Source organism: Anaerovibrio sp., assembly GCF_045637405.1.
Classification (GTDB): Bacteria; Bacillota; Negativicutes; order Selenomonadales; family Selenomonadaceae; genus Anaerovibrio.
On sequence record NZ_JAZTZI010000032.1, the window covers coordinates 1 to 8,630 of the forward strand.

Genomic DNA, 8,630 nt, shown 5'->3' on the forward strand with positions numbered 1-8,630 from the left:
GGGGGAAAACAAACTACAACAGCTGGTGAGCATATCTCCCAGCTCGTTGAAACGCTAATTGGAAGATTTTTCTTCTAAAGAAGAAAAATTTGAACAATGGTGTTATAAAACACAATTAAAATAATGTTAATATATAGCTGAAATAAAGTTAAGATATTGTTATTTTACGTATAATAAAAGGCTCGTCCGTAACAGGCGAGCCTTTTAAAATACACAGAACCTACTAATACTTTTTGCCATATACATCTTCTTCCTGTCCAATTTCTTCTTCTTCATCAGGAAAATGACGATCATCAATATCAGGATGCAGAGGGTCCGCGTCCTGCCAGGCTTCCTTTTCCGAACCGTCATATTCCTGCCACCACTTCTTAGGCCCTTCCATACCGCTTCCCTCCTTTCCACAAATCATTTCTTAACTCATTATACCATGTTCATAACAAAAAATATCAGAAGTTTTTGAAAATTCAGATACACAAAAAAAGAAGGAATTTAAGAACAGATGTAAAATATATTTAGTATTAAGTAAGAATTTGATTGAGTCCATCTTCCTTCTGTTTAGGAGGTGAATATCATGGATAAGGCTGGTTCATTACAAAAGCAGGTAATGGCTTTTCTTATAATGACCCTGGTGCTTTTAACGGCATTGCTTAGCTTTGCCGCCTTTGAAATAGTTGGCAATGAAAAAGACAGGGATATTGCCATCGAGATGAACACCCTTACCGCCAACGAAGCTGAGAAACTAAATCATGACTATATCAGATTTGAAGATGCAGTAAAACACATGGTAGGGATTACGGATTTTTATATAACCAGTGTGGATGACATTAGGGATCCCGTGAAAAGGGATGAAATTAACGGAAATCTTCAAAGAATATATGATATATTCTCACGTACGACTAATATGTCTCTCAGTTATTATTGCGTATATAATCCGGATTTGGTAGGGAAACAGCAGGGATTCTTTTATACCCGCAATGCTGCTGATAATATGGAAAAGCGTGAGATGACGGTTATCAGTAATTATAATTCGGAGGATATTGAGCGGGTGGGGTGGTACACAGTCCCGGTAAGGGAAAGGAAGGCTGTTTGGTTGCCACCATATTACAACAAAAATACAAGGCGTTATACTATATCCTATTGCGTGCCATATTACAAAAATGGTGTTCTGATAGCAGTAATAGGTATGGATTTTAACTTCGAGACATTGCTGAATCTGGTGGATCAGATTCGCTTCAGCAAAAATGGATACGCTTATTTAAAGAGTGCTGATGGCACTGTTCATTATCATGCCCATGATTTTATGTTGGGAAATGTACATGGTGATGAAAATCTGAAAAAGATAAAAAATGCAGACTTATTATCAAATGTAAATTCGGGAAGTGACGTAATTCAGTACGAATTAAAAGGTAGCGAACGTGTACAGACCTTTGAAACATTAAGGTGCGGTCTGAAGCTGGTACTTTGTGATGAATATGATGAAATATACCAGGACAAGTACGAACTGGTGGCTATGGATATTATAGTCATAGTTGTCTGCGGCCTGTTGATTATTGCATTGATGATTTACTATACAAACCGCATTATGCACCCTGTCAGAATGCTTACCAAAGCGGTGAATGAGATCAAGGATGGTAAATATGATGTGGAGCTTCCAAAGGATGCACCTGGTGATATAGGCGTTCTTTCACAGGGGGTGGCCATGGCAGCGGCGGCCTTGGAAGAGAAAAAACGTCTGAATGCCTCGGAATTGGCAGAAAAAAATAGAAAATTGCAGCGGGCAGTGGAGAAAGCAAAAAAAGCAAATCAGGCCAAGAGTGAATTCCTGTCGCGCATGAGTCACGATATACGTACACCTATGAATGCCATTGTAGGTATGGGAATGATTGCAGATTCACATAAGGATGACCCGGAAAAGCTGTCGGATTGTTTGCAGAAAATATCCAATTCAAGTAAATATTTGTTAAATCTAATTAATGAAGTATTGGATATGAGCCGTATAGAAAGTGGTAACCTGAGCATAAATAAGGCGAATGTAAATATTCCAGATATTATCGGAAGTATTGTCGCCATGTTAGCCCCTCAATTTGAGGCACATGACCATCACATCACGACGAATCTGGATAACATCATACACGAAAATGTAATCAGTGATTCCCTTAGAATACAGCAGGTATTTATTAATATATTGGGAAACTCCATAAAATATACTCCAGACGGAGGAGAAATCAGCCTTACCGTAAAAGAAGAACACGTATCCTCCAATAGAAGTCTGTACATTTTTACTTTCAAGGATAATGGAATAGGTATGTCAAAGGAGTTCCAGGAAAAATTGTTCCAGCCTTTTTCCAGGGAGCAGGATGATCATGAAACTGAGGTAAAGGGAACTGGTCTTGGTATGTCAATTACTAAGGCCGTAGTGGATTTACTTGGTGGTAGAATCAAAGTAAACAGTGCTCTGCGGCAGGGAACGGAAATTATTGTTCAGCTGGACATGGAATTTGTGGAGGATGTGGTATACGACCAGAAAAAACAAAGGCAGATGGATTTTTCAGAAATAAGATTGGATGGGAAGCGTATTCTCCTTGTGGACGATATATCCTTGAATCTTGAGATAGCAGAAAACCTGTTGGAAATGACGGGGGCTGTTATGGATAAGGCCATCAATGGAAAAGAGGCAGTGGAGATGATCAAGGAAAAGGGCGAGGGCTTCTATGATATGGTTTTCATGGATGCCAGAATGCCGATAATGGATGGTTATGAAGCCACACGGACTATCAGGGCTCAAGGTACGGAATATGCTGCAAAGCTGCCTATAGTCGCCATGAGTGCTGATGCCTTTGCAGAAGACGTTGAAAACTTTAAAAAATGTGGCATGAATGACTATGTATCTAAGCCGATTGATCTAAAAGCTCTGGCAATAGTTTTACAAAAATATATGTTTTAAGTGTCAACAATATTGAAACGTAAAATAGGTGTCATTAAAATATTTATTAAACGCTTAACAAATGATTAATAAACGATAAATAAATATTAAATAAACAATTAAAAAGTGTTGGAAAAATATTTTTAATCGGTAAAATAATATATACTGACATCATAAAAGCACTGTCCAAGTGGCAAAGGCTGCCACCTAATCAGTGCTTTTTCCATTCTGAAGAATTGATTAAAGGAAAGTCGAAGTAAAACATAAAAAATGCCGCTAACACTATAAGGGGTAGCGTTGGCGGCTATGGGTGAAATGCTCTGGGGAAGAGCAAATCGAGAGAGGGGTTTATGGGGGATATAATTGAATCCATATATCCACCAAGAAATAACATTAGCAGAATAATATCATTTCTTTAGTGCATTATATATTAAACATACAGTATGTGTAAACAATAATTAGCTTAAAATACAGTATACTTAATGAAACACTATAAACTGTAAACCATCCTCAAGATTTACCGGCTTACCGCTTGCGTCTGTCAATACCCGCTCTTTTGTAATAGGCCGCCTTGTCCTTGTACATTTCCTGGTCTGCAACAGAAACCATGTAGCTAAGACTGCTATAAGTATCCTCATTACTGTTGGCATAGCCTATGGCAACAGCCAAATTTTTTACGAGCTTACCGGACCATTCGTTAAATGCTTCCTTTAGGCGCTGTAGGACATCCGGCCAATCATCAATATCATTATAAAGAATTGCCATAAATTCATCGCCACCAACCCTGTAGACGTTGCCGTAAGGATTCAGCACTTTTTTCATGCAGTCTGCGGCACCAATAATAAGTTCATCACCAGCTTCGTGACCCAGCTCATCATTGGCTTTTTTCAAACCATTAAGGTCCATGGCAACAATTATTACATTTCCTTTTTTAAACTCTTCGTCAAAATTTTCAATATCATCTTTAAAGCTACGTCGGTTGAAAAGACCGGTGAGTCCGTCGTGATGGGCAATGTATTCCATCTGGGCGCGATTTTTGTGAATAAGGTATATATAGGCCAACAGACCGGTGACGGTGGCAACAATTACACCGATTATAATAGTAAAAAGAATAAAGTGCTGTAAAATAAAATCCTTAAGGGTCATGGTGGTCATTTGGCTGGTATAGGTATAGGTGGAGGTAAAACCAAAATCTGAAGGCAGATTGGTAATTCCCCTGTTAAGGATAGATAAAAGCTCATTGTTGCCTCGTTTCACAGCGAAGCAGCGACTGCTGTAATCCCTCATTGGGACTGTTTGCAGCATATTGTAGCTTGGATGAATGAGGTAACCGTCCTTGCGGAACTGGTTGAGGATACAGCCATCCACATCACCATTTTTAACAGCCTCCAGCATCATGTCAATTTTATCGTAGTAAAAAATTTCCGCGTCAGGGAAATGACTGCGAATATAAATATCAGCAATGGAATTGCCCTTCTTTGCGGCTAAGCGCCTCAGCTGAAGATGTGAATAATCGCCCTTGTATATGAGGTACATAGGGGTGGAAATAACCTCTGTGGTAAGGAATATATTGCTTTGCTCAGCCCGGGCAACATCATAATTAACTGGGAAAGCCATATCAATAGTGCCGGCCTGAAGGGAGGCAACCAAGGCTTCATAGGTCTTATATGAAATAAATTGGAACCTTACATCATCACGTATTTTTATTTTCTTGCAAATTTCATTAAGCAAATCTGTTATGATACCATATACCTGTCCATCTTCATTTGTGTCGGAAAATGGTAAATAGTCATCCAGATAGCCAACGGTTAAAACGGGATGCTCCCTAAGCCAAGAAACTTCATCTTCTTGGAGTTTGCCACTGACTGCCAGTTCAGAAAAATAGGTATTGGAAAGCTTTTTTGTAAAATATGGGTCTGTGGAGGTGATTTTACTAAGAGCAGAATTAAGCTCCTGTACCAGATCAGGCCTGTTGGGATTAATGGCCAAATAATATTCGGTCTGGCCAATTCTGGTAATAGGAACCATGAAATTATCACGATTTACATTATTATCAGTATCCACCGTGGCATCTATTCTGCGGGAGTCGAAATCCCTATAACGGGTATCATTGCCATTGTAGGTGACGATGTGAACCTGATGGTTTCCTTCATTATTCCACTGGCGAAGCATGTCCTCCATAACAGTATTGCGGTTGACACTGATGGAGCGGTTCACAAGGCCAGCCACCCCTTTGGAGGCCAAAGGACTATCGGAATAAACGTAAATGTAGTAATTTTCCAGCCCCATGGCATAATCAGGGAAAAGCAGCTTTCCCATACGCTCCGGAGTCTTGGACACTCCTGCCATAACATCAATTTCACCATTAATGAGCTTTTGAAACATAGTGTTCCAGTCACCATATACGTAGTCATAATCCCAGTTGGTATAGTAGGAAACCTTTTGTAGATAATCGTAGGCAAGGCCCGATTTTACGGTATTGTCACTCATACCCTCCATAAAGTTTCGGCTTTCCACATAGCCCACCCTAACTATTTTTGAAGTGTGCAACCGTGTAAGTTGGGAAGCAGAAACAGTGCTGCCAGTAGAGAGGCAGGTATTTGTGGCTTCAGGTACACAAAGCTGTATTAAAAAAAGGCACAAAAAAGCAACCAGAAAATAAGAGAGTCTGGTATGATTTTTTAGCCTTTTAAGTGTATTTATTATGGACAGATATTTCATATCTTATACCAGTCCTTTTTGCAGAACGTTTTTAATTACGATTTATTCTTGTGATTATTATAAATTAATTCCTATTAAATTGTAAGCATAAGGAGGAAATATTTATAAAAATATTTAACTGTTTGTAAATACGGACATAGATAGAGGATTTTTCGCAGTTAATGAAGAATAATACACTATTAGGTTATGGGAAAAATTTTTTGGCTATTATTTTTGTAGTTGTTAAGGTGGTGTTGTTATGAAGGACATGGATCAGCTGGAAGCCACAAAAAAAAGTGAAAATGATATTAAATGGTTTGGTCCCGTTTCTGCGATTTATGACACTGCCAGGTTCCGCATGGAGTATGATGAGCATGGAAAACGTATTGCTGTGACCTGGAATGATTCCTACAGAAAATTGTTGGGCTATGACAATGATGAGGAATTTCCACAGACTTTGCAGAGCTTCTACAACCATATTGTGGCAGAGGATCTTGAAAATGTTGGCCATGCCATGGATATGATGGAAAATGATGAACGGGATGATTCTGTCCACGATGTGGAATTCCGTATGTATAGAAAAGACCGCAGCATTGTGTGGGTAAAGGCAGCTGCCCGCCGTGTTCTGGAACCGGATGGCAAAGCAAGGAAGGCTATAGGTCTTCTTACAGATATTACTGAGCAAAAAAATCTGGAATTGCAAAAAACCATTTATGAGGTTTTTTCCCAGGAATATCTTACTGTGGGGATTATTGATATATTTCATAACAAAATATGGATTCTCAGGGATAAAATGATAAATGATACCTTTATTAAATCCTACGAAAAGGGAGGTCATGATTATGATAACTTCCTTAAGGAATATGTGAGTAAGCATGTGGTGGCCGAGGAAAGGGACCGGGTTTATCGCACATCCAGAATCTTCCATATTGTAATGGAGCTAAAAAAGAAGCGGGTTTATCGTATAAGGTATCAGTTTATTGCAGAGGATGGGCATATTCAGCAGGTCCAGGGCAGTTATTTGTGGCTGGGCAACAATATGGACAAGCGAAAGGTTATTTTCGGTTTTCGTGATATTACAGAGCTTATCAGCAAGGAGCAGGAAAAGCAGGAAAAGCTGCGCAAGGCTCAGGAGGAAGCGGAAATGGCCCGTTATGAGGCAGAGGCAGCCAGTCAGGCCAAGACCTCATTCCTCTTTAATATGTCCCATGACATACGGACTCCTATGAATGCCATTATTGGCTTTAGGGAGTTGCTGGAAAGAGAGCAGGAGAATCCGGAAAAACGTAAGCATTACCTGGAAAAAATGGATGATGCCTGCAAGGTTCTCATTTCCATTATTAACAATGTATTGGAAATGGCCCGGATTGAGAAGGGGGTATTGACGCTGGACGAAACCTTGTGTCATACCGAACAGTTCAATGATGGGTTGTATTCTGTGTTAAAATCCATGATGGACCAGAAGAATCTGGAATTTACCCAGGAAATGAATGTGCAGCACCAGTATTTTTATGCTGATGTACCGAAGCTGCGGGATATTTTCCTCAATATTCTGTCCAACTGTTATAAATACACGAACCCGGGTGATATGGTACACATGAAGCTGGAGGAATTTCCTCACGAAAAACCGGGCTGGGCCTGGTATCGCAGTACCATCACCGATACGGGTATTGGCATGAGTGAAGAATTCCTGCCACATATTTTCGATTCCTTTACCCGTGAAAATAATACCACTGCCAACAAGATAGAGGGAACAGGGCTGGGAATGTCCATAGTTAAGCGACTGGTGGAATTTCTGGGGGGAAAAATTGAGGTAAAGAGCAAGAAGGGTGAAGGCACCACCTTTATCTTGAATTTGCCGCATCGATTAGGGCAAAAGCCGCAGGAAGGATATAGCGGATCAGAACACAAGGATATTGATTACAGTATTTTTGTGGGCAAGCGGGTGCTTTTGGCAGAGGACAATGAGATAAATGCTGAAATTGCCATCGAGATTCTGTCAATGGCCGGGATGACTGTGGATAACGCCAAGGACGGCAAGGAATGTGTTGACATGCTGCAAAATGCTCCGGTTCATTATTATGATTTGATTCTCATGGATGTGCAGATGCCAAATATGAACGGTTATGAAGCCACCAGGGCTATCAGGGCACTGCCTGATCTGGAACGTGCCAATATTCCGATTTTGGCCATGACAGCCAACGCCTTTGAGGAGGACAAGAAAGAGGCCTTTAAGTCCGGTATGGATGGTCATCTTTCCAAGCCTATAGATATTAAGGCCCTGATGAAGGGAATGGCCAAGGTGCTGACATGAGTGGTGGCAATACTACAGATGCTTTGTGAGTAAAATATTTGGTGTGAAATAATTATAACGCCATTGTTCAAATTTTTCTTCTTTAGAAGAAAAATCTTCCAATTAGCGTTTCAACGAGCAGGGAGATATGCTCACCAGCTGTTGTAGTTTGTTTTTCCCACCTAAAGAGGTGGGGGGACATCTTAAAGCTCGTTATAGAAAAAGGGCAGTAACGCTGATGGCGCTATTGCCCTTTATTAATGTTATTAAAATGTTTTATAAATGATTTATAAGTATTTTATAAATATTTAATAAGCAATTTGTAAGTGTTAGTTTACTGCTTTAGAATTAGAAGCTAAAGGCTTGGCCAACTCAGGGTGCTCGCAATAGAACTGCACAGTGGTCCAGTAATTTTCATAGGCCTGGCTGTAGCTGGTTTCACCGATTTCAACCCAGCCCTGACGATCTCCTGGCTGCACGTTTGCCATGGTAAGGGGATCAGGATAAATCACCTGCGGAGTCTTGGCAGCCTTTTCCAACCGTTTCTTTTCAGCCTTTGACATTGCCTCTGCTACAGTATCATCCACGTCCTCAACTACTGGCGGAAGCACAGTCCAGATGGAAACACTTACGGTATCATCAGACTCAGGAGTAAACCGGAAACGGGCATTTTCAAAGGATTTGTTCTTTATGGCAATTTTTATCCATGCATAG

General features: G+C 40.2%; 5 protein-coding genes. 2 read left to right on the forward strand and 3 right to left on the reverse strand.

The annotated features are described in order from the left end of the window. Window positions 1-223: 223 nt before the first annotated feature. Window positions 224-382, reverse strand: coding sequence for a hypothetical protein (locus ACKI5G_RS02390; RefSeq protein ID WP_407397301.1), 159 nt, complete (start codon window positions 380-382; stop codon window positions 224-226). A gap of 189 nt (window positions 383-571) precedes the next feature. Here ACKI5G_RS02390 and ACKI5G_RS02395 point away from each other — a divergent pair, with 189 nt between their 5' ends. Continuing rightward, on the forward strand, window positions 572-2,944 hold the full coding sequence (locus ACKI5G_RS02395; protein ID WP_407397303.1) for an ATP-binding protein: 2,373 nt from the start codon (window positions 572-574) through the stop codon (window positions 2,942-2,944). Window positions 2,945-3,448: 504 nt separating this feature from the next. Here ACKI5G_RS02395 and ACKI5G_RS02400 read toward each other — a convergent pair. Further along, window positions 3,449-5,644 carry a transporter substrate-binding domain-containing protein gene (locus ACKI5G_RS02400; RefSeq protein WP_407397305.1) on the reverse strand — a complete coding sequence of 732 codons (2,196 nt, stop codon included), beginning with the start codon at window positions 5,642-5,644 and terminating at the stop codon, window positions 3,449-3,451. Window positions 5,645-5,882: 238 nt separating this feature from the next. Here ACKI5G_RS02400 and ACKI5G_RS02405 point away from each other — a divergent pair, with 238 nt between their 5' ends. Beyond that, complete coding sequence (locus ACKI5G_RS02405; protein WP_407397307.1) at window positions 5,883-7,937, forward strand: ATP-binding protein; 2,055 nt, start codon at window positions 5,883-5,885, stop codon at window positions 7,935-7,937. Between the two features lie 308 nt (window positions 7,938-8,245). Here the strand turns inward: ACKI5G_RS02405 and ACKI5G_RS02410 are convergent. Continuing rightward, window positions 8,246-8,630, reverse strand: a 385-nt coding sequence (locus ACKI5G_RS02410; protein ID WP_407397309.1) for a hypothetical protein, incomplete at its 5' end; no start/stop codon positions are given.